Below are 19,723 nucleotides of genomic sequence, written 5' to 3' on the forward strand. Positions count from 1 at the left end.
CCTCCAAGGGGGGATGTGAAGCAGCGACGACGGGCGGGGAGACCTTCGACTCCCGCTATTGACAAGGGAGTTGGGCATGGCGGCACAGAACATCGACGAGGTCGTGGACGGGCTTGCCGACATCGTGCGGGAGGCGGCCCGGACCGGTGACCGGATCGGGTACTTCGCGGCGCTGTACCGGCAGGTGACCGTCGAGATCCGTACGGCCATCCACGAGGGCCGGTTCGAGGACGGCCCCCGCATGGACCGTTTCGACACCCTCTTCGGCAACCGCTACTTCGAGGCGTACGACGCCTGGCGCCGCGACCGGAGCGGGCCGCGCTGCTGGCGCGAGACCTTCGGCCTGCTGGACGACTCCGACACCGTCATCGTCCAGCACCTGATACTCGGCGTGAACGCCCACATCAACCTCGACCTGGCCGTCGCCACCGCACGAACCAGCCCCGGCGAGGACATCCAGGCCCTACGGCACGACTTCCTGCTCATCAACGACATCCTGGCGCGGGTGGTGCTGGCGGTACAGGACTCGGTCGACGCCGTATCACCGCTGCTGTCTCTCCTGGACCGGGTCGGCGGCCGCACCGACGAACAGATCCTCGACTTCAGCATCGTCCAGTCCCGCGCGGAGGCCTGGCACAACGCCGTGGTCCTGTCCGCCCAGACCGAACAGCAACAGACGGCCACGATCGAACGCCTCGACGTCCGCGCCGCCGTCCTCGCCCGGCTGATAGCCCGGCCGGGCGCGCTGGTGCGGCCTGCTCTGGAGCTGATCCGGCATACGGAGAGTGGTGATGTCGCGGCGGTCATCGCTCACTTGGACGGCGCGATGGAGGGTGCCGAGTGACATGGCTCAGGGGCCCTCGATGAACAACTCCGATGCGCTGGCGACCTCGTAGGAACGGTCGAGCCAGGTGCCGAGTTCGTCGATGTCGGTGGAGGAAACGATGCGGGCACGGGCGTCGTCGGGTACGTCGATCTGACGCCACTGGAGGGTGCGCAGAATGATCGCGGCTCGCTCCTGAATCAGCGCTTCCTCGCGCCCTTCTTCCCGGCCTTCTTCCCGCACCTGCTCAGCCAGCGGGTGCCGCCAGAAGTACTGCATCTGCGTCATCAGATCCCTCCACATCTGCTGCGCCCGGGGGTCAGCCAGGCATGAATCGACGAACTGCACGAAGACCGCGGCACTGTCCGGGTCGATCGTCCGCAGAGCGGCTGCCAGCGATTCCAGTATGACGGCGGCCCGCGGCCCCCGCCCATGCGTCATCGCCGAAAGCACCGCAAGCGGCACGTCCCGCTCGGCCTCCCGCTCGTCCGCGATCACCGGCACGTTCTCCGGCCCCAGCACGAACGGCGACACCGTCAACGAAGGACACCCCCGCACCCCCAGATGAATAGGCTCCGCCGCCCAACGAGCCGTCGCCAGGCTCTGGGTAATGACGATCAGCACCGGCTCACAGCGGTACTTCTCATGCAGATAACTGAGGTAATACGGCCAACTGCCCCGCTTCCTCTCGTCGGGCTTGCCCTGCGACTCCACGACCAGGAGATACACCCCCTCGTCGGTCTCCGCCCGCAGCAACGTGTCCACCCGCCGCTCGACCGGCTCGATCTCCGTGAGATCCACATTCATGGCCGCGAACTCACGCGGCTCGGGAAACGGGACACGTAACACATCCTGCCCGTACTTGCCCCGATGGCCGTTCCTCGGCAAGGGCTGCCAACCCCAGCCGTCGGCACAGGCTGGCACCAGGGCGAGGCCTCTCCCCGCCTCGGCGTCCAACAGGTTCGCCAACTGGCCCGGCGGCTCAGGAGGCCACGGTGAGGACGAGGCGCAGGGTGCGGCGGCAGACGGTGACGGCGCGGGGGTCGTGCGGGATGGAGAGGGAGTACTCCCAGGGTTCGGGCATGCGGCAGCTCCAAACCGGCCAAGGAAGTGGCCGCACTCCTCGGGGCGAGTTCGGCCCACATGAGCCAGATCGAAGCGGGCAGTTCGGCGATCAGCGAGGAGCGGCTCCGCAGGCTGGCGGCCCACTGCGCCTGCACGGACGAGGAGTTGATCGAGGCCCTCGTGGCGATGGCGACCGAACGCACACGCGGATGGTGGGACGAGTACCGGGGAATCCTGCCCCAGGTGAACCTGGACGTGGCCGAGGCGGAGCACCACGCGACGTTCCTGCACGAGATCGTCATCACCTACGTTCCCGGGCTGCTCCAGACCCCCGACTATGCCCGAGCGGTGTTCCACTACATGCGTCCAGACCTGCCGGAGAGTGAGCTGGCTCCCCGAGTGGAGCACCGGATGCAGCGGCGTGCGGTTGTCGGCGAGGAAAGTCACACCCCGTACGAGACGATCGTCCACGAGTTCGCGCTGCACATCCGCGTCGCCGACCGCCAGACATCCCGCCTCCAACTCCGGCGGATTCTCGACCAGATCGAACAGGGTCACACCGTCGTGCGAGTCATCCCGACCGACCAGGACGGCTTCGGTGGCGCCGACGCGTCGATGATGTACCTGGGAGGCCCACTGCCCCAGCTGGACACCGGACTCCTTGATGCTCCCACCGGAACCGTATTCATCGATGCGCAGGCGGAGTTGAATCGGCTCCGAACGCTCTTCCGTAAGGTGAAGACGGCGTCGCTGGACCCCACAGCGTCACGAGACCTCATTCACCGCCTGGCCAAGGAGTTGTGAAGCGCGCCATGACCGTGCCCTGCGCTGGCAGAAGTCCACGTTCTCAGGTGGCGGCGAGGGCAACACCTGCGTCGAACTCGCCGCCACCCCCACCACCGTCCACCTCCGCGAAAGCGACACCCTCGACGCCCAACTCACCACCACCGCAACCCCGTTGGCCCACTTCATACGCAACCTGAAGTCGACCCCGCTCAGGCCAGAGTGATCGGGTTGGTCAGCGCCCCCATGCGCCCGCCGGGGTGGCGGACCTCAACCCGGATGAATGCCGACTCCGCCGCGCTTGTACGCCACTCCACCGCGCCCTCTCCCGCAGCAGGCAGCGAAGCGACGTAGCCCTCCCCCTGCACGGTATGGAAACTGACCTCCCCTGACGGCACACCGCGTACGGCAACCCGGGCAACGACCGGTTCATTACCGCTCTCCAACCGCCCACCGATACCAACCCGATGAGCACCGGCGGAGACAGTGAACGACAGCTCGACGGCGGCCGATTCAGCGATCCAACTCCGCCCGGCGCGGATACCGGCGAGCACCGCGTCCGCACCCAGCTCCTCGGCTCGCACGACGGTGTGCGGAATACCGATCTGGCCCGGCAGATGGGTATCACTGTTCCCCATCGCCGGCCGCCACCCTCCCTGGTGGACGTCCGCGACGAGGCTGCGACCCCACTCCGCCAGTGCCGCCTCGTTGTCGGCCTGCCAGGGCAGGTCCGAGTTCCAGGGCCCGTTCCAGACCTCCACCGCGTCGAACCCCTGGTACGGGTACATGAACGTGCCCGAGTCGTACGGAGCGTATGGATGGGCCGCCACGCACAGGCCACCGACCCGATGGACTTCGTCGAGATGTCGGTCGACCATCCCGTGCCGCCAGTCGACCAGTTGCCCCGGCCTGATGCCCAGCGCGAGCCAGTGCCCGGATGTGGTGACGACCTCCTGGCCCATGACGACCAACAGATCGTCGGCTGCCTGCCGACGCCAAGTGTCATGCGTATCGGCGTTGTTGTGCTCCGTGGCCGCGAGGAAGTCCAGCCCCGCAGCCCGTGCATCGACAGCAAGCTGCTCCGGCGTCAGCTCTCCGCCGTTCGAGCAGACCGAATGCACGTGACAGTCACCTCGGTACCAACCGCCTTCAAGACCGGCCACGTCGGTCAGCCTGTCCAGGTTCTCCATCGCCACACCCCCTGACCAACGGCACTCGCCTCCTGGCCGGTATGCACTGGCGAGGCATCTACAACCGGCGGCGGATGTGGGCCGCGCGGCAAGGGCGATTACGATCTGGCGATCTCTTGCCGGAGCCGGTGAGTGAAGCGACGCAGGAGGTCCAACGTCTCCCGGAACTCGGCCCGGCGGTCCTCCCTGCCGTCGGTGGGGCGCGTGCTCCAGACCCGACGCGCGAGAGCATCGGCGAGATCGACGGTGTCGCTGGCGCAGAGCAGGTAGAGGGCTGAGCGTGCTTCCTGCATCCGGTTCGCCAACTCGTTGGCTCCGGGACCATCGTCACTCAGCTGTGTTTCCTTCAGGTGGTCCAGCAGCTGAACTACGGCCGTGTTGAAGCCGATACCGGCTTTGAGCTTCTGTTCGCGGAGCCACATCCGGTCCTGCCGGCGCGCGGTGAACCACGAACCGAATACCGCCCCTATGAGACCGATAGCGGCCCCGATGGCCACGGACAACATGTTCTCCACGGTCACCTCCCCCGTCGTACAGCGACGCCAGGCTACAGAGACCGCCGGAAGCGCCGCACTCGATCTTCTCGGACGGTGGCGACGGCAACACCCGCGTCGAACTCGCCGCCACCGCACCCTCGTTGACCAACCTTGTACACGCGTGGAACCCGCCCGGATCACACGGCGTCAAGCGCCCCGGTGATCTTGCGGACCATCTCCCCCATGACGGGGCTCGGCTCGCCCTTCTTGGGGCGGACGGCCGCCTCGACGGCGACCAGGACAGTGCTGCGGAAGTTGTCGGCCTCGGTCGGGTCCTGGTTCTTGAGGAGGGTCATGGCCTCGGTCAGGGCCGGCAGGACGTGGTCGGCGATCTCGGCCACGGACTTGCCGTTCAGGTTCGGGATCTTGGAGTTCTCGGCGAGGACATAGCCCGCCGGGCCGGTCGCCGAGGTGAGGGCGAGGCTGCCCTGGGTGGCGATCCGGTGGGGGGAGCCGGCGACCGCGCCGGCGGCGGACAGGAGTGTGACGGCGCCGTACGCGGCGGTGCGCAGGGTGTTCTTGTCCTGGTCGGTGAGGGTGATGGCCATGGTGGTGTGCTCCTTGGAGTCGGGCGCGGCCCCCGGTCGGGGCTCGCTTCGCCTTCCTTCTGGAACAGAGCCTGCGCCCACCCGGTTTCAGTACGGCCTCAGCGCGCTTTCAGCGCACGCTCTGCCGCGGTGGGCCGGAGTGGCAGCCGTCGCCGACGCCGTGACCGGTGGGCCGCGACGTCAGGATGCCGGTCCGGGCTTCCAGTCGGGGTGGCCCGGCATCGGGGGCGTGGTCGAGCCGTACAGCCAGCCGTCGAAGTAGGCCGTCAGATTCCTGCCGGAGACCCTGTTGGCCACGTCGATGTAGTCCTGGGTGCTTGCCGACCGGCCTTGGTACGTGGCGAAGAACGTCCGCTCGATCCGCTGGAAGGTGTCCTGCCCGACGATGTTCCGCAGGCCGTACAGCATGAGCGCGCCCGGTTGATCCGTGCTGAACAGCACACCGGTGGATTCCTTGAGCCGTCCGGCCGGACCGTCCTCGGCACGTGACCGTGCATCGGCGACGTAGTCCTCGTGCATGGCGGCGTCGAGTTTCTCGTACCCCTGGTCCGCCGCGTATCGGGCCTGGTAGAAGCGGGCGTGCCCCTCACTCAGCCACATGTCGTCCCAGGTGTGCACCGACACGGCATCGCCGAAGAACTGGTGCGTCAACTCGTGCACCATGATGGGTATTTCGGCCGAAGCCGGCTGTGCCAGCCCCTGCGCACCGAAGGTGGACAGGGTGCCGGTCTCCAGGGCCACACCGTCGTAGTCACTGTTCACAGCGAGCACGCCGTAGCGTTCGAACGGGTAGCGGAGGCCGAGGGTCTTCTCCAACCAGGCGATCTGGTCGGGGGTCTTGCTCACCACCGGCTTGAGTTTCGCGTACTGGTCGGCGGGGACGTAGCTCTTCACCGGCAGTCCGTGCGGTCCGCGCTGGGTGACCGTCCTGAAGTGACCGACCGCCACCTGTGTGATGTCCGTGGGGAGCGGCTGCCGGGTGCGGTACGTGTACGTGGTGCGGCCGTGCCCGGCCGGCCGGGCCGCGACGAGGTCGCCGTTGGCCACGGCCTTCACGTCCTTGGGCGTCGTCACCGAGAAGGTGAACCGGGCCTTGTCGGACGGTACGTCGTTGGACGGGAAGAACAAGTGAGCACGGTCCGGCTGGCCGAGCAAGGCGAATCCGTCGCTGGTTTCGACCCAGTACTTCATCGGCCAGGGGACGCCGGGCGGCAGGGAGATCTCAGGTGGCACCGGGTTCTTCGAGCGGTCCGCCGTGTAGTCGACGCGAACGACGAAACCGCGGCCCCTGTTCACCCCGTTCGGCGGGGTGATGACCAGCTTCTCGGTCCTGGGGTTCGTCTTGAACGTGGCGGGGCGGCCGTCGACGGTCACCTTGTGGATGGTCTGTCCCACGGAGTCCAGGCTGAACCGGGAGAGGGACTGGGTCGCCGTGGCCCGCATCACGACCTGGGACCGCATGAGGGACGTGCCCGGCCGGTAGTCGAAGGACACGTGGTAGGAGCGGGCGTCGTAGCCACCGTTGCCGAGGGTGGGGAACAGCCGCTCACCCGCGCTCTGGGCGCCCGGCCGGCCGGTGTCCGCGTAGGCGTTCGTCGTGGCGGCGAGTGCCGGGAACAGGGCCAGTGCCGCCACCGTCGCTGTCAGGGGACTGTGCTGGAGCTTCCATGTGCGCGCGAGCATCGCGAGGTACATCTCCACGGGTCGACGGACGATCGGGCGCCAAGAACGCCCAGGTCCCAAGCTATGGTCGAGTTCGTGGCGCGTCGTCGAACCGCGGCAGGACCCTGTGTCCCAGGGGTCACTCCATGGTCGTACCCCTCAGGTCGCACGTCCCCGCGGACGGCTCACGCCGACCGTCCGCGTTCCTCGCCGCCATACCTCCGACACCAGCGGCACCCCGGGCCGGTAGGCCAGGTGCACATGGCTCGGCGCGTCCAGCAGGATCAGGTCGGCGCGCGCGCCCGCCGCGACCCGTCCCACGTCGTCGCGTCGTAGCGCCGCCGCACCGCCCGCCGTGGCCGACCACACCGCCTCGTCCGGCGTCATCCCCATGTCCCGCACCGCCAGCGCGATGCAGAAGGGGACGGAGGACGTGAAGGACGAGCCCGGGTTGCAGTCCGTCGACAGGGCGACCGTGACGCCCGCGTCCAACAGGCGGCGCGCGTCCGGCCATTGGGCGCGCGTCGAGAACTCCGCGCCGGGGAGCAGCGTCGCGACCGTACGGCCGCTCGCCAGGGCGTCCACGTCCGCGTCCGTGAGGTGGGTGCAGTGGTCGGCGCTCGCCGCGTCCAGTTCTACGGCGAGTTGGACGCCGGGGCCGTAGGAGAGCTGGTTGGCGTGGACGCGGGGGTGGAGGCCCTTCGCCTGGCCGGCGGTCAGGATCGCGCGGGCCTGGTCGCCGTCGAAGGCGCCCTTCTCGCAGAAGACGTCGATCCAACGGGCGTGCGGGGCGCAGGCGTCGAGCATCTCGCCGGTGACCAGGGCTACGTATGCGGCGGGGTCGTCGGCGTAGTCCGGGGAGACGATGTGCGCGCCGAGGTACGTCACCTCGTCGGTGTGCGCGGCGGCGATGCGGAGGGCGCGGGACTCGTCGGCGACCGTCAGGCCGTAGCCGGATTTCGTCTCGAAGGTGGTGGTGCCCTGGCGGAGGGCCTCGGACAGGTAACGGGTGAGGTTCGCCTCCAGTTCCCCGTCGCTCGCCGCGCGCGTCGCCGCCACCGTCGTACGGATGCCACCCGCCGTGTAGCTACGGCCGGACATGCGGGCGTTGAACTCCTGTGTGCGGTCGCCCGCGAAGACGAGGTGCGAGTGGGAGTCCACGAAGCCCGGCAGGACCGCTCGGCCGGCTGCGTCGACCCGATTGTCAGTGGCGGGTGCTTTGCTTGAATCACCGGTCCAGACGACGCGGTCGCCTTCGATGACGACGGCCGCGTCCTGGATCAGACCGAGGGGGGATCCGTCGCCCAGGGAGGGGTCGTTGGTGACGAGTGTGGCGATGTTGGTGATGACAGTGCTGGCTGTGTTGCTCATGGCGTCCTCGTGGGTGGTCGTCAGGCGCGCAGGGCTTCGACGGCCCGCGCGAGCGCTCCGGGCACGTCCGGTACGAGCGCGTGCACGCCGTCGCGTACGACGTGCCGCCCGCCCACGACGGTGTGCCGTACGTCCGCAGCCGTGGCCGCGAATACGGCCGTCTCGGCGCCGAGCCTGGGCAGCGGCCCCGCTGTCCTGACCGAGTCGAGCGCGATCGTCGTGAAGTCGGCGAGGGCGCCCGGTTCGAGGGTGCCCGCGTCGTCCCAGCCCAGGGCCGTGTGACCGTCGGCGGAGGCCGCGCGGAGCAGGGACGCCGCCGTCCAGTGGCCCCGGGTGCGGGTGCGCAGGCGCTCGTTCAGCTCCATCGCGCGGGCCTCTTCGAGGACGTCGATGACCGCGTGGCTGTCGGAGCCGAGGGAGAGGGGGGAGCCGGCTCGTTGGAGGGCGACCGCCGGGCCGATGCCGTCGGCCAGGTCGCGTTCCGTCGTCGGGCACATGCAGGTGCCCGTCCCGGTCGAGCCCAGCAGCGCGATGTCCTCGTCCGTGAGGTGCGTGTTGTGGACGCCCGTGGTGCGCGGGCCCAACACCCCGTGGTCGGCGAGGAGTTGGGTGGGGGTACGGCCGTGGGCCTGGCGGCAGGCGTCGTTCTCGGCGGTCTGCTCGGACAGGTGCACATGGAGCGGGGCCCGCCGCTCCTCGGCCCAGCGGGCCACGGTCGCCAACTCCCGTGCGGGCACGGCCCGTACGGAGTGGATGGCGGCGCCGATCCTTGCGTGATCCCGTTCCTTGAGAAGTGAAGAGCGTTCCGCCCAGGCGTCCGCGTTTCCGTCGGAGAAGCGGAGCTGGTGGTGGTTGGGGGGCTGTCCGAAGCCGGAGGAGAAGTAGGCGGTGTCGAGGAGGGTGATGCGGATACCGGCTTCGGAGGCGGCGGCGATGAGGGCCTCGCCCATGGCGTTGGGGTCGGCGTAGGGGGTGCCGTCGTGCGCGTGGTGCACGTAGTGGAACTCGCCGACCGCCGTGATCCCGGCCAGCGCCATCTCCGCGTACACCGCGCGGGCCAGTGCGTGGTAGGTGTCCGGGGTGAGCTGGTCGGCGAAGGAGTACATCAGCTCCCGCCAGGTCCAGAAGGTGCCGGAGCCGACCTGGACGGTGCCGCGCAGGGCGCGGTGGAAGGCGTGGCTGTGGGCGTTGGCGAGCCCGGGGAGGGTGAGTCCGCGCAGGATCTCGGCGCCGGGGGGCGGGGTGTCGACCTCGGTGCGGACGGCGGTGATCCGTCCGTCGGTCCCTGCGGCGGAGCCGCTGATCGACACAGTCAGGGCGACGCCCGGCTCGACATGGGTGTCGAGCCAGGCGTGTTCCAGCCAGTACGTCCGTGTGAGGGGGTGCGTCACTTGCAGGCCAGCCCTTCCAGTACGTCGGCGAGTGCGCTCACCCCGGCCACGCAGTCGTCCTCGGCCGCGAACTCGGCCGGGGAGTGCGAGACGCCCGTGGGGTTGCGCACGAACAGCATGGCGGTCGGGATGCTCCCGGAGAGGATTCCGGCGTCGTGTCCGGCGCCGGTGCCCAGGACGGGGACGGTCAGTTCCGTTCCGGTGCCCAGGACGCGGGCGAGTTCGTCGCGCAGGGCGTGGTCGAACTCGACGACCGGGGTGAAGGACTCACGGACGATGTCGAGGTCGACGCCGTGTGCCTCCGCGTACTCGCGGGCCGCCTTCTCGACGCCGGTGACCACCGTGTCCAGGGTGTCCTGGTCGGCGGCGCGGGAGTCGAGCCAGCCGCGCACCAGGGAGGGGATGGCGTTGACGCCGTTCGGTTCCACGGCGATCTTCCCGAACGTGGCCACGGCACCGGCGAGTTGGGCCTCGCGGCGGGCGGCGAGAACGGTCTCGGCGTACGACAGCATCGGGTCGCGGCGGTCCACCAGCCGGGTGGTGCCGGCGTGGTTGGCCTCGCCCCGGAAGTCGAAGCGCCAACGCCCGTGCGGCCAGATGGCGCTGGCGATGCCGACCCGGTCGCCGGAGAGGTCGAGGGCGCGGCCCTGTTCGACGTGGAGTTCGACGAACGCGCCGATGCGGGCGAGTCGTTCGGGGTCGGGGCCGATGGCGTCGGCGTCGTGGCCGGCGGCCGCCATGGCCTGCGGCAGGGTGATCCCGTCGCCGTCGGTCAGCCGGTGTGCCTGCTCGACGGTGAGCTGTCCGGCGGTCAGTCGCGAGCCGACGCAGGCGAGTCCGAAGCGGGCGCCCTCCTCGTCACCGAAGTTGACGAGGGCGAGCGGCTTGGTGAACCGCGCTCCCCTGCGGCGCAGCTCGTCGAGCGCGGCGAAGGACGACACGACGCCGAGGGGGCCGTCGAAGGCGCCGCCGTCCGGCACCGAGTCGAGATGTGATCCGGTGACTACGGCGTCCCCGGCCTCGGGATCACCCAGCCAGGCCCACTGGTTGCCGTTGCGGTCGAGTTCGTAGGCCAGACCCCGGGCCCGGGCCTGCTCCTCGAACCAGGCCCGGCAGTCGGCGTCGGCGGCCGTCCAGGCGAAGCGGCGGTAGCCGCCGGAGTCGGGATGCCGGCCGATGGGGAGCAGGTCGCGCCACATCTCGTGGAAGGAGGTGGGGGTGGGGGCCGCGCCGGTGGGCCGCCCGGGCCGGCCCCGGCCGTCACCCACCGCCGCGCCCGGCCGCCCCGCGCCCGCCGCGGGCTGCGCCTGGGGGCCACCGGCCACGGGCGGCGTGGTGTCGTTGCCCGCCGCAGGCGCTGGACCACGGTCACCCGCGACGGACCGTGCGGCATCGTCGCCCGCCACAGACCGCGAGCCACCGTCGCCCGCCGCAGGCCATGGGCCACCGTCGCTCACGGCCGGACCCGCACCCGGCGACGAAGGACCCGCCCCCGCCGGGGACTTGCCGCCCCGCTCGTCTCCCGGAAGGGTCACGCCTCGTCACCCTCGCGCATCGGCACCCGCACACCGCGCTCGGCGGCGACGGACTCCGCGATGTCGTAACCGGCGTCGACGTGCCGGATGACGCCCATGCCGGGGTCGTTGGTGAGCACGCGGCGGATCTTCTCGCCGGCGAGCTTCGTGCCGTCGGCCACGGAGACCTGGCCTGCGTGGATGGAGCGGCCCATGCCGACGCCGCCGCCGTGGTGGATGGAGACCCAGGAGGCGCCGGAGGCGACGTTCACCATGGCGTTCAGGAGCGGCCAGTCGGCGATCGCGTCGGAGCCGTCGAGCATGGCCTCGGTCTCGCGGTACGGGGAGGCGACGGAGCCGGAGTCGAGGTGGTCGCGGCCGATGACCAGGGGGGCGGCCAGTTCGCCGGACGCCACCATGTCGTTGAAGCGCTCGCCCGCCTTGTCGCGCTCGCCGTAGCCGAGCCAGCAGATACGGGCGGGCAGGCCCTGGAACTGGACGCGCTCGCCGGCCATCTTGATCCAGCGGTGCAGGGACTCGTTCTCCGGGAAGAGGTCGAGGATCGCCTTGTCGGTCTTGTGGATGTCGGAGGCCTCGCCGGAGAGAGCGGCCCAGCGGAAGGGGCCCTTGCCCTCGGAGAAGAGGGGGCGGATGTAGGCGGGGACGAAGCCGGGGAAGGCGAACGCCCGCTCGTATCCGGCGAGTTGGGCCTCGCCGCGGATCGAGTTGCCGTAGTCGAAGACCTCGGCGCCGGCATCCATGAAGCCGACCATGGCCTCCACGTGCTTGGCCATGGACTCGCGGGCGCGGACGGTGAAGCCCGCCGGGTCCTTGGCTGCCGCGTCGGCCATGTCGTCGAACTCGACGCCGACGGGGAGGTACGACAGCGGGTCGTGGGCCGAGGTCTGGTCGGTCACGATGTCGATGGGGGCGCCCTCGGCGAGCATCCGCGGGAGCAGGTCGGCCGCGTTGCCCAGCAGGCCGATGGAGAGCGGGCGGCGGGCGTCACGGGCCTCGACGGCGAGCTGGAGGGCGTGCGCGAGGGAGTCGGCGCGGACGTCGAGGTAGCGGTGCTCGATGCGGCGCTCGATGGCGCGCGGGTCGACGTCGATGCAGATCGCGACGCCGTCGTTCATGGTGACGGCGAGTGGCTGGGCGCCGCCCATGCCGCCGAGGCCGGCGGTGAGGGTGATGGTCCCGGCGAGGGTGCCGCCGAACTTCTTGGCGGCGACGGCGGCGAAGGTCTCGTAGGTGCCCTGGAGGATGCCCTGGGTGCCGATGTAGATCCACGAACCGGCGGTCATCTGGCCGTACATGGTGAGGCCGAGGGCCTCAAGGCGGCGGAACTCCTCCCAGTTGGCCCAGTCACCGACCAGGTTGGAGTTGGCGATGAGCACGCGGGGCGCCCACTCGTGGGTCTGCATCACGCCGACGGGGCGGCCGGACTGGACGAGCATCGTCTCGTCCTGCTTGAGGGTGCGCAGGGTGCGGACCATGGCGTCGAAGGAGCGCCAGTCGCGGGCGGCCTTGCCGGTGCCGCCGTAGACGACGAGCTTGTCGGGGTGTTCGGCGACCTCGGGGTCCAGGTTGTTCTGCAGCATCCGCAGGGCGGCTTCCTGCTGCCATCCCAGGGCGCTCAGTTCCGTACCGCGCGGTGCTCGTACGGGGCGGGGTCCTGACATGGTCTGCCTCCTAGCGGACTGCGGTCTCTACTGCGTTCTTTACGTGGTTATTCACATCCTGGCGCTCTGAATAGAACTAGTCAATACATCGTGGCGCCGATGTGGGCAGGCTCCGGGTGTTTGGCTGGATGTACGGACACGGCTACGACACGACGGGGGATCCAGTGAGCGACGGAATCCAGGGTCACACGGACGGCACCGACAGCGGCGCCGAGCGGATCGCGCGCCGGGACCAGGCGGTGCGGGCCGCGGTGGAGCAGGGGCTGCTGGGGCCGGACGCGCCGATCGTGGCGTTGCTGGACGTCACCGGCATCCGGGAGTCGGCGGCGGCGCTGCGGGCGGCGTTCGACGCGGCGGTGGCGCCCGGGACTCCGGTGCTGCACGCGTTCGCGGTGAAGGCGAGCCCGCTGGTGCCGGTGCTGCGGCTGCTGCACGAGGAGGGCATCGGCGCCGAGGTGGCGAGCCCCGGCGAGCTGGCGCTGGCGCGGGCGGCGGGGGTACGGCCGGAGCGGACCGTGCTCGACGCGCCCGCGAAGACACCGGCCGAGCTGCGGGAGGCACTGGCGCTGGGTATCGCGGTGAACGCCGACAGCCCTCAGGAGCTGGACCGGATCGACGGGCTGATGCGGTCGGCGAGCAGTCGTTCGCCGCTCGGGATCCGGGTCAATCCGCAGATCGGCGGGGGCTCCATCGCGGCCCTCTCCACGGCCACGGCGACCTCGAAGTTCGGGGTGGCGCTGCGCGACGAGGGGGCGCGGGAGTGGGTGGTGCGGGCGTACACGGAGCGGCCGTGGCTGTCCCGGTTGCACGCGCACGTCGGGTCGCAGGGCATCCCGCTGGCGCTGCTCGCGCGGGGCGTCGCGGAGACGTACGAGCTGGCGGAGGAGATCAACGCGCGGATCGGGCGGCGGCAGATCGACACGCTCGACATCGGCGGCGGGCTGGGCGTGAACTTCGGCTCGGACGCGACGACTCCGACGTACGCGCAGTACGCGCGGCTGCTGAAGGAGGCGGTGCCGGGGCTGTTCGACGGGCGGTACGGGCTGGTGACCGAGTTCGGGCGGTCGATGCTGGCCAAGCAGGGCACGGTGGTGGCCCGGGTCGAGTACGCCAAGAGCGCCGGCGGGCGGCCGATCGCGATCACGCACGCGGGTGTGCAGGTGGCGACGCGGACGGTGTACGCGCCGCAGTCCTGGCCGCTGCGGATCGCCGCGTACGACGCGAAGGGGCGGCCCAAGTCGGGGCCCGAGGTGGTGCAGGACGTCGCCGGTCCGGCCTGTTTCGCGGGCGATCTGCTGGCCGAGGGGCAGGCGCTGCCGTTGCTGGAGCAGGGTGACCACGCGGCGGCGCTGGACACCGGGGCGTACTACTTCGGGGCCCACTACGCCTACAACTCCCTTGCCAGGCCCGGTGTTTACGGCTTCGTGCCGGACGGTTCCGGGGGCGTGGCGTTCGCGACCGTGCGGAGGCCGCAGACGGTGGCGGAGATCGTGGCCGAATCCGGAGGGGCGCACGCCGCCGCGCTCACCACCCTGCGCGCCCCCGGGCGCCGTTGACGCACCCCTGTGAACATGCGGTTGAACTGGTGGGGAAACAGGGTCAGTTGACCCACCTTAGTCACTCCGGGCATGTTCCACCGGAAAATGCCAGAACCCTCACCCCTCGGCCACACGGTGCGTAGCTTCGTCGTCACTCAGCCGAACCGCAGGCGGGAGGGGAGCCACGGTGCCCGGAATCGACGAGTGCTTACTGGAGGCCATGCGACTGCCCGGTGCCCGGGGCGCCGCGCTGGTCGACTGGACGAGCGGGCTGGCCCTGGGCGTCGTAGGAGAGTCGCCCGGGGGTGACCAGGAGGCCAGTGCGGCCGAGGCCGCGGAGCTGGCGCGGCTCGCGGCCGAGCACCGGGCGTTCGCGTCCGACGGGGAGGAGGGCGCGGAGGCGGACGATCCTCCGTTGGAGGATCTGATCGTCAGCAACCGGGACAGCTATCACGTGCTGCGGTTCGTGCGGACGTCGTTCGAGAGCAGTGTGTTCCTGCATCTGTGGCTGGCCCGCACGGAGGGGAATCTCGCACTGGCCCGGATCCGGCTCGGCGAGATGGCCGGACGGCTGGTGCTGGGATGACCGCGGTCAAGGCCACGCCGACGACCCCGCCGCCGCGGCTGCCCGTACGGGACAAGGTCGCCGCCGGTGACCGGGGCTGGGGCGGGGTCTCGCCGATGCTGACGCGGCTCGCCGCCGAGGAGGCCACCGGAGTCCTTGTGCGCGAGCGCGGCAGCCTCCACCTGGTCGGGGGCCGGGTGGTGCACGCCGAGAGCCCGTCCGCTCCCGGTCTCGACCTGCTCCTCACCGCGCGCGGCACCCTGCGCACCGAGGCCTGGCAGGCCGCCGCCGAGGCGACCGACGAACGGCACGCCACCACCCGACTGCTGCTGGACGGCGGCCTGTTGAGCCCGGGCGCGCTGGAGTTGTGCCATCTGGGGGCGCTGTACGACGCGGCGTACTTCGTGCTCGCGCCGAGCAGTACCCCGGGGCGTTTCCGGTACGGGGTCACGCATCCGATCGGCGGGGTGCGGCCGGTGCCGGTGGCCGCGTTGGAACGGGAGACGCTGCGCCGGCGCGATCTGCTGCACCGCGTCTGGCCGGACGCGGCGACGGACGGCGCGCCGCTGGTGCGGGCCGAGGCCGTCGCGCCCCCGGCGATCACCGCTCGGCAGGCGGCGGTGCTGGACCGGGTGGACGGCGTCCGGACGGCGCCGGACATCGCGCGGCTGCTGGGCCGGCGGGCGTACCCCACGCTGTTGGACGTGCGACGGCTGGTGTCGGCGGGCCTCGTGTCGCCCCGGCCGCCCGCGCCCGCCGCCGCGCCGCTGCCCGACGTCACCGATCCCACCGCCGTCGACCCCGACATCACATTGCTGAAGAGGCTCAGGGATGCGCTGGAGGCCCTTTGAGTGGCAGCGAGCACGCGCCGAGAGGAGAGAGCCGATGGCCTCCGAGGCCGAAGTCCTCGACGAGCTGCGCCGGTTGAGAGCCCGCGTGCCCCAACTGACCGGGGCGCTGGCGGCGGGCGTCGACGGTCTCGTCCTGGCGCAGGACACCCCGGGCGTCGAGCCGGAGCGCGTGGCGGCGCTCACCGTGACGGCGCTCGGCGTGGCCGTACGGATGGCGGACGCGACCGGGCAGGGCGAGTTCCGCGAGCTGCTCGTGCGCGGGGTCTACGGCTATGTCGCGACCTACGCGGCGGGCTCGGGCGCCGTGCTGACCGTGCTCGCCCAGGACCGCGTCAACCTCGGCCGGCTGCTGCTGGAGGGCCGCCGGGCCGGGGCCCGGATCGGGGAACTGGTCGACGCCGAGGCGGCGGCCGCTGCCGAGGAGCAGGCCGCAGCGGCGCCCGCCGGGGCGCCACCGAAAACCATCACCGCACGAACGAGAACGGCGCGCGCACCACGCACCACCGCAACGACCAACGCGCGCACCACCACGGAAAGTTGAACGGACCCAAGGGAGCACTGTCATGGCCAACACCGAAACCTCGCTCAAAGAGGCGCTGACCTCCATCGAGGGCGCGACCGGAGTCGCGCTGGTCGACTACACCAGCGGTATGGCGCTCGGCACGATGGGCGGCAGCAAGACCTTCGACCTCGGCGTCGCCGCCGCCGGGAACACCGACGTGGTGCGCGCCAAGATGCGCACCATGGAGCACCTCGGGCTGAAGGGCGAGATCGAGGACATCCTGATCACCCTGTCGAACCAGTACCACCTGATCCGGCTGCTCAAGGGACGCGGCGGCAACGGCCTCTTCATCTACCTGGTGCTGGACGCCAACCGGAGCAACCTGGCGATGGCCCGCCACCAGTTGAAGAAGATCGAGGCGGACCTGGAGGTCTAGAAACCCGGCTACGCGAACACGTCGCCGCGGCGGCGCGCCCCACCCGGGGTGGCGTCGCCCGCGGCGATGCCGGTGGAGCGGAAGCCCTTGACCGGCTTGCCCACGGGCGCGCCGTCACGCTTGTCCAGCCAGTCCACCCGGATCCACAGCAGTACGTCGTCGGCCCGCTCCCGGCGGCCCAGCCAGGCGGCCTTCAGGCGCAGCCCGGCACCGGTGCCGGCGAGCAGCATGCCGCCCGCCGCGGGCACCGCGAACGCGCTGCCCAGCGCGAGCACGAAGGCGAGCACGATCCACCAGCGGTGGGCGCGGCGCCAGTTCCGTACGCTCACCGCGCGGTCCTGGAGCACATCGTGCTTGCCGGCCCGGGCGGCACCGCGCGCGAGGGCCGTGTAGCGCTTGCGGCGCGCGTACGACACCACGGCCGCCGCGACGATGAACAGCGCGGCCCCGGCCATCACCCCGATCCGGCGCCCGGTGATCCCCTCCGGCAACACCCCGACACCCGCCGCCAGCACCCCGAACCACCACAGCGGCGCGGCTCCGGCACGTACGACGACCGCCACTCGGGCCAGCCCCTGGACTCTCCGATCTCCGCGTGCCACGTCCCGCCTCCTGGTCGTCCCGGCACAGTTCCGTAGTGCGGGGAGACTAGTGAGCGAACGTGAGACGAATCTGAGAACACCCCAGATGGGACGGGGCCCCTGCTCCACGGGGGCCTTTACTCCACGAACAACCCCCGCGCCGCAGCCCGAGCGTCGAACTCCTCCAACCGCGCCTGTGCGTCCGGAAGGTCGTCGCACATCGCCTCCAACAGCACCCGGCCGAGCAGCATCGGGGCGCAGGCCGTGTCGAAGGCGAGGCCGGTGCCGACGGCGGCCGGGATCAGGAGGTCGGAGACCTTGGCGACCGGCGCGAAGGCCGAGTCGGCGACGGTGACGACGGTCAGGCCCGCCTCCCTCGCGTACGTCAGGGTGTCCACGACCTCGCGGGGGTGCCGGGGCAGCGCGAAGCACAGCAGGGCGGTGGCGCCGGCGCGGACGGCCGCGTCGATGCGGTCGTGGATCATCGTGCCGCCCTCGTTGAGCAGCCGTACGTCCGGATGGACCTTGGCGGCGAAGTACGCGAAGCCGTACGCCTGGGAGGCCGCCGCGCGCAGGCCGAGGACGGGCAGCGGGCGCGAGGCGGCGAGGAGGCGGCCCGCCTTGGCGACCGGGCGGGGGTCGGCCAGTATCTCGGAGAGGTGCTTCAGGTTCTCGATCTCGGCCGCCACGGCCTGCTGGTACTCGTTGTACGACGCCGAATCCGGCGCCGACTCGGCGGGCGCGACCTCGCGGAGGTGTTTGCGCAGCGCCGGGTAGCCGTCGAAGCCGAGGGCGACCGCGAAGCGGGTCACGGAGGGCTGGCTGACGCCGGCGAGTTCGGCCAGTTCCACACTGGACAGGAACGGCACGTCGGCGGCGCGCCGCACCATGCTGTGCGCGATCCGCCGCTGGGTCGGCGTGAGCCGGTGCCCCTCGAAGAGCGCCTGCAGCCGCCCGGCCGGGCTGTCCGTCACATCCGTACTCCCGTCCACAGTCCCGTCCACGCTCATGACGTGCTTCCCCTCCAGATGTCCGTGAACCGGTCGAGCAGTCCGGCCGCCGCCGTCACATCGTCCGTGAGCGGCCGGTCCGCCGGGTCCTCGTCGAGCACCGACTCGGCGAGTTCCAGCGCGCGGCCGACCGGCAGGTCCGGTTCGGGCCGCAGGTCGCGCTGGCGCAACGCCCGTACGGCGGCGACGAGTTCGCAGCCCACGACGAGACGGTACGCGCGGCAGGCGCGCAGTGTCTGACGGGCGGCGAGCGAGGCGAAGCTGGCCTGCTCCTCGACGCCCCGGGAGAGTACAGCGTGCCCGAGCGAGGCGGGAGCCGAGAACGCGCGCAGGTCACCGAGCGCGGCCGCGGCGGCGTACTCCAGGATCATGATGCCGGAGGAGGCTGGTTCCTGGTCCGCCAGGAACGGCTTGAGGCGGGTGAACGCGGGCTCGTTGAGCGAGGACAGCCGGGACGTCGACAGCCGCGCGACCTGGGTGATCGCGAGCCTGAAGTGGTCCAGGGCGAGGGCGAGTTGGGCCTGGTAGAAGCCGCCGTGGTGGTAGGCGGCCATGTCCTCGGGTGAGATGAAGGGGTTCTCGGCGGCGGCGTTGATCTCGATCGCGAGAACGTCCTCCAGCGCGTCCGCCGCGTCGTGCGCAGGGCCGTGGATCTGCGGCAGGCAGCGGAAGCCGTACGGGTCCTGGATACGGCCGAGGGGAGGCGTGGGCCGGTCGGCGGCGCCGATCAACTCCCGCATCCGCCGGGCGACTTCGGTCGACCCGCGGTGCGGGCGGGCGGCGTGCACGGGCGCGGCGAACGGCTCGTGCGAACCGTCGACGGCGAGCAGCGAGAGCGCGCCGACGACCTGGGTCGCGCCGATGAGCCCGCGCAACTCGTGCAGCGCGAGGGCCGATTGACCAAGAGTGAGCGCGTTGCTGCTGATCATCGCCAACGCGTCGTTGTTGTCGAGGGGTTGGGGTTCGGGGACGCCCACAGGACTGTGCTCCCCCGAGGCGCTCCGCCAGGGATGCTCCCCCACCAACGCCAGCCCCACCTGCGCCAGCGCCGCGATGTCCCCCGTCCCCACCGACCCGAACTCGTTGACGACCGGGTACACCCCGTTCTCCAACGCCTCGCACAGCGCTCCGACGACTGTGGGCCGCAGTCCCGCACCGCCCGCGAGCAGTTGGTTGGCCCGGACGGCGAGCATGGCCCGCACCTCGCGGGCCGGGAGTTCGTCGCCGATCGCGCCGGCATGGCTGCGCAGCAGCCGCAGACCGTGTTCGGCGGCGGCCTCGGTGGGCACGTCCTCGTTCCGGTTGGCGCCGACGCCGGTCGAACGGCCGTAGACGCGGCCGGTCGCGGCGATCCGGCGGGCCGCGTCCCAGGAGTCGGTCGCGCGCTTCATCGCGTCGGTGCCGGGGACCGGCCGGGCGTCCCCGTCGGCGAGCCGGACGACATCGACGATCCCGAGCCCGACCCCGTCGAGGACGACGAGATCGGAGCCACCGGACACCATCGCATCGGTGGAGTCCACGATCCGAGACGACATAAGGCGCCAAACTCCCCTCAATCAGGACACTCGATCTTGCCTGCCGGGCATCCGTTACCTCGGATTAACGCGGAGACATTGACAAACTATTCAGACACCGAGAACTCTGCATGACGTTATACAGCCGGGCAAGGGACAAC

At 70.9% G+C, this 19,723-nt stretch carries 20 protein-coding genes; 8 read left to right on the forward strand and 12 right to left on the reverse strand.

The annotated features are described in order from the left end of the window. Positions 1-76: 76 nt before the first annotated feature. The gene (locus AB0M63_RS14000) at positions 77-844 is read left to right on the forward strand and encodes a DUF5995 family protein (RefSeq protein WP_366019544.1); all 768 of its coding nucleotides are present in this window, start codon (positions 77-79) and stop codon (positions 842-844) included. 6 nt (positions 845-850) lie between these two features. Here the strand turns inward: AB0M63_RS14000 and AB0M63_RS14005 are convergent, their stop codons facing one another. Next, entirely contained in the window at positions 851-1,711 is an 861-nt protein-coding gene (locus AB0M63_RS14005; protein WP_366019921.1) for a hypothetical protein, read from the reverse strand. 255 nt (positions 1,712-1,966) lie between these two features. Between AB0M63_RS14005 and AB0M63_RS14010 the strand changes: the two genes are divergently transcribed. Beyond that, the gene (locus tag AB0M63_RS14010; RefSeq protein WP_366019545.1) at positions 1,967-2,692 is read left to right on the forward strand and encodes a DUF5753 domain-containing protein; all 726 of its coding nucleotides are present in this window, start codon (positions 1,967-1,969) and stop codon (positions 2,690-2,692) included. A 19-nt stretch (positions 2,693-2,711) separates the two neighbouring features. Next, positions 2,712-2,897 carry a DUF397 domain-containing protein gene (locus AB0M63_RS14015; protein ID WP_366019922.1) on the forward strand — a complete coding sequence of 62 codons (186 nt, stop codon included), beginning with the start codon at positions 2,712-2,714 and terminating at the stop codon, positions 2,895-2,897. Here AB0M63_RS14015 and AB0M63_RS14020 read toward each other — a convergent pair. From AB0M63_RS14020 to hutU, 8 genes are all read right to left on the reverse strand, one after another. Then, complete coding sequence (locus tag AB0M63_RS14020) at positions 2,884-3,861, reverse strand: CehA/McbA family metallohydrolase (RefSeq protein ID WP_366019546.1); 978 nt, start codon at positions 3,859-3,861, stop codon at positions 2,884-2,886. The genes AB0M63_RS14015 and AB0M63_RS14020 overlap by 14 nt on opposite strands. Before the next feature lie 98 nt (positions 3,862-3,959). Beyond that, entirely contained in the window at positions 3,960-4,376 is a 417-nt protein-coding gene (locus AB0M63_RS14025) for a hypothetical protein (RefSeq protein WP_366019923.1), read from the reverse strand. A gap of 158 nt (positions 4,377-4,534) precedes the next feature. After that, on the reverse strand, positions 4,535-4,945 hold the full coding sequence (locus AB0M63_RS14030) for a hypothetical protein (protein ID WP_366019547.1): 411 nt from the start codon (positions 4,943-4,945) through the stop codon (positions 4,535-4,537). Between the two features lie 180 nt (positions 4,946-5,125). Then, on the reverse strand, positions 5,126-6,640 hold the full coding sequence (locus tag AB0M63_RS14035; RefSeq protein WP_366019924.1) for a M1 family metallopeptidase: 1,515 nt from the start codon (positions 6,638-6,640) through the stop codon (positions 5,126-5,128). A 126-nt stretch (positions 6,641-6,766) separates the two neighbouring features. Next, the gene (hutI, locus tag AB0M63_RS14040; protein ID WP_366019548.1) at positions 6,767-7,978 is read right to left on the reverse strand and encodes an imidazolonepropionase; all 1,212 of its coding nucleotides are present in this window, start codon (positions 7,976-7,978) and stop codon (positions 6,767-6,769) included. A gap of 20 nt (positions 7,979-7,998) precedes the next feature. Continuing rightward, entirely contained in the window at positions 7,999-9,369 is a 1,371-nt protein-coding gene (locus AB0M63_RS14045; protein ID WP_366019549.1) for a formimidoylglutamate deiminase, read from the reverse strand. After that, on the reverse strand, positions 9,366-10,568 hold the full coding sequence (locus AB0M63_RS14050; protein WP_366019925.1) for an allantoate amidohydrolase: 1,203 nt from the start codon (positions 10,566-10,568) through the stop codon (positions 9,366-9,368). The genes AB0M63_RS14045 and AB0M63_RS14050 overlap by 4 nt, the downstream gene beginning before the upstream one ends. A 332-nt stretch (positions 10,569-10,900) precedes the next feature. Next, positions 10,901-12,565: a urocanate hydratase gene (gene hutU, locus AB0M63_RS14055; protein WP_366019550.1), complete on the reverse strand. Its 1,665-nt coding sequence runs from the start codon at positions 12,563-12,565 to the stop codon at positions 10,901-10,903. A 164-nt stretch (positions 12,566-12,729) separates the two neighbouring features. Between hutU and AB0M63_RS14060 the strand changes: the two genes are divergently transcribed. The 5 genes from AB0M63_RS14060 (at position 12,730) to AB0M63_RS14080 (ending at position 16,457) form a co-directional block, all read left to right on the forward strand. Continuing rightward, positions 12,730-14,121 (forward strand): diaminopimelate decarboxylase, encoded by a 1,392-nt coding sequence (locus tag AB0M63_RS14060; protein WP_366019551.1) that lies wholly within the window; start codon positions 12,730-12,732, stop codon positions 14,119-14,121. A gap of 169 nt (positions 14,122-14,290) precedes the next feature. Beyond that, complete coding sequence (locus AB0M63_RS14065; RefSeq protein ID WP_355908483.1) at positions 14,291-14,689, forward strand: hypothetical protein; 399 nt, start codon at positions 14,291-14,293, stop codon at positions 14,687-14,689. Then, a complete protein-coding gene (locus AB0M63_RS14070) occupies positions 14,686-15,519 on the forward strand; it encodes a transcriptional regulator (RefSeq protein WP_366019552.1) in 834 nt (277 codons plus the stop codon). Before AB0M63_RS14065 ends, AB0M63_RS14070 begins: the two co-directional genes overlap by 4 nt. Positions 15,520-15,553: 34 nt before the next feature. Beyond that, positions 15,554-16,060, forward strand: a complete 507-nt coding sequence (locus AB0M63_RS14075; protein WP_355908477.1) for a roadblock/LC7 domain-containing protein — start codon at positions 15,554-15,556, stop codon at positions 16,058-16,060. Positions 16,061-16,082: 22 nt separating this feature from the next. Continuing rightward, complete coding sequence (locus AB0M63_RS14080; protein WP_355908474.1) at positions 16,083-16,457, forward strand: hypothetical protein; 375 nt, start codon at positions 16,083-16,085, stop codon at positions 16,455-16,457. A gap of 8 nt (positions 16,458-16,465) precedes the next feature. On the opposite strand, the gene AB0M63_RS14085 is transcribed toward AB0M63_RS14080, so the two are convergent. The 3 genes from AB0M63_RS14085 to AB0M63_RS14095 form a co-directional block, all read right to left on the reverse strand. Next, positions 16,466-17,059, reverse strand: a complete 594-nt coding sequence (locus AB0M63_RS14085; RefSeq protein ID WP_355908471.1) for a hypothetical protein — start codon at positions 17,057-17,059, stop codon at positions 16,466-16,468. 116 nt (positions 17,060-17,175) lie between these two features. Next, positions 17,176-18,048, reverse strand: coding sequence for a MurR/RpiR family transcriptional regulator (locus tag AB0M63_RS14090; protein ID WP_355908468.1), 873 nt, complete (start codon positions 18,046-18,048; stop codon positions 17,176-17,178). Next, a complete protein-coding gene (locus AB0M63_RS14095; RefSeq protein ID WP_366019553.1) occupies positions 18,045-19,583 on the reverse strand; it encodes an aromatic amino acid ammonia-lyase in 1,539 nt (512 codons plus the stop codon). Before AB0M63_RS14095 ends, AB0M63_RS14090 begins: the two co-directional genes overlap by 4 nt. Positions 19,584-19,723 lie beyond the last annotated feature (140 nt).

The sequence above is a fragment of the Streptomyces sp. NPDC051576 genome, assembly GCF_040681835.1.
GTDB lineage: Bacteria > Actinomycetota > Actinomycetes > Streptomycetales > Streptomycetaceae > Streptomyces.

Bases quoted from the DNA above. Each gene is read 5' to 3' on its own strand.
- AB0M63_RS14030 (WP_366019547.1), bottom strand. From the start codon at position 4,945: ATGGCCATCACCCTCACCGACCAGGACAAGAACACCCTGCGCACCGCC.
- AB0M63_RS14095 (WP_366019553.1), bottom strand. From the start codon at position 19,583: ATGTCGTCTCGGATCGTGGACTCCACCGATGCGATGGTGTCCGGTGGC.
- AB0M63_RS14070 (WP_366019552.1), top strand. From the start codon at position 14,686: ATGACCGCGGTCAAGGCCACGCCGACGACCCCGCCGCCGCGGCTGCCC.
- AB0M63_RS14020 (WP_366019546.1), bottom strand. From the start codon at position 3,861: ATGGAGAACCTGGACAGGCTGACCGACGTGGCCGGTCTTGAAGGCGGT.
- AB0M63_RS14010 (WP_366019545.1), top strand. From the start codon at position 1,967: ATGAGCCAGATCGAAGCGGGCAGTTCGGCGATCAGCGAGGAGCGGCTC.
- AB0M63_RS14090 (WP_355908468.1), bottom strand. From the start codon at position 18,048: ATGAGCGTGGACGGGACTGTGGACGGGAGTACGGATGTGACGGACAGC.
- AB0M63_RS14075 (WP_355908477.1), top strand. From the start codon at position 15,554: ATGGCCTCCGAGGCCGAAGTCCTCGACGAGCTGCGCCGGTTGAGAGCC.
- AB0M63_RS14080 (WP_355908474.1), top strand. From the start codon at position 16,083: ATGGCCAACACCGAAACCTCGCTCAAAGAGGCGCTGACCTCCATCGAG.
- hutI (WP_366019548.1), bottom strand. From the start codon at position 7,978: ATGAGCAACACAGCCAGCACTGTCATCACCAACATCGCCACACTCGTC.
- AB0M63_RS14000 (WP_366019544.1), top strand. From the start codon at position 77: ATGGCGGCACAGAACATCGACGAGGTCGTGGACGGGCTTGCCGACATC.
- AB0M63_RS14035 (WP_366019924.1), bottom strand. From the start codon at position 6,640: ATGTACCTCGCGATGCTCGCGCGCACATGGAAGCTCCAGCACAGTCCC.
- AB0M63_RS14050 (WP_366019925.1), bottom strand. From the start codon at position 10,568: ATGTGGCGCGACCTGCTCCCCATCGGCCGGCATCCCGACTCCGGCGGC.
- hutU (WP_366019550.1), bottom strand. From the start codon at position 12,565: ATGTCAGGACCCCGCCCCGTACGAGCACCGCGCGGTACGGAACTGAGC.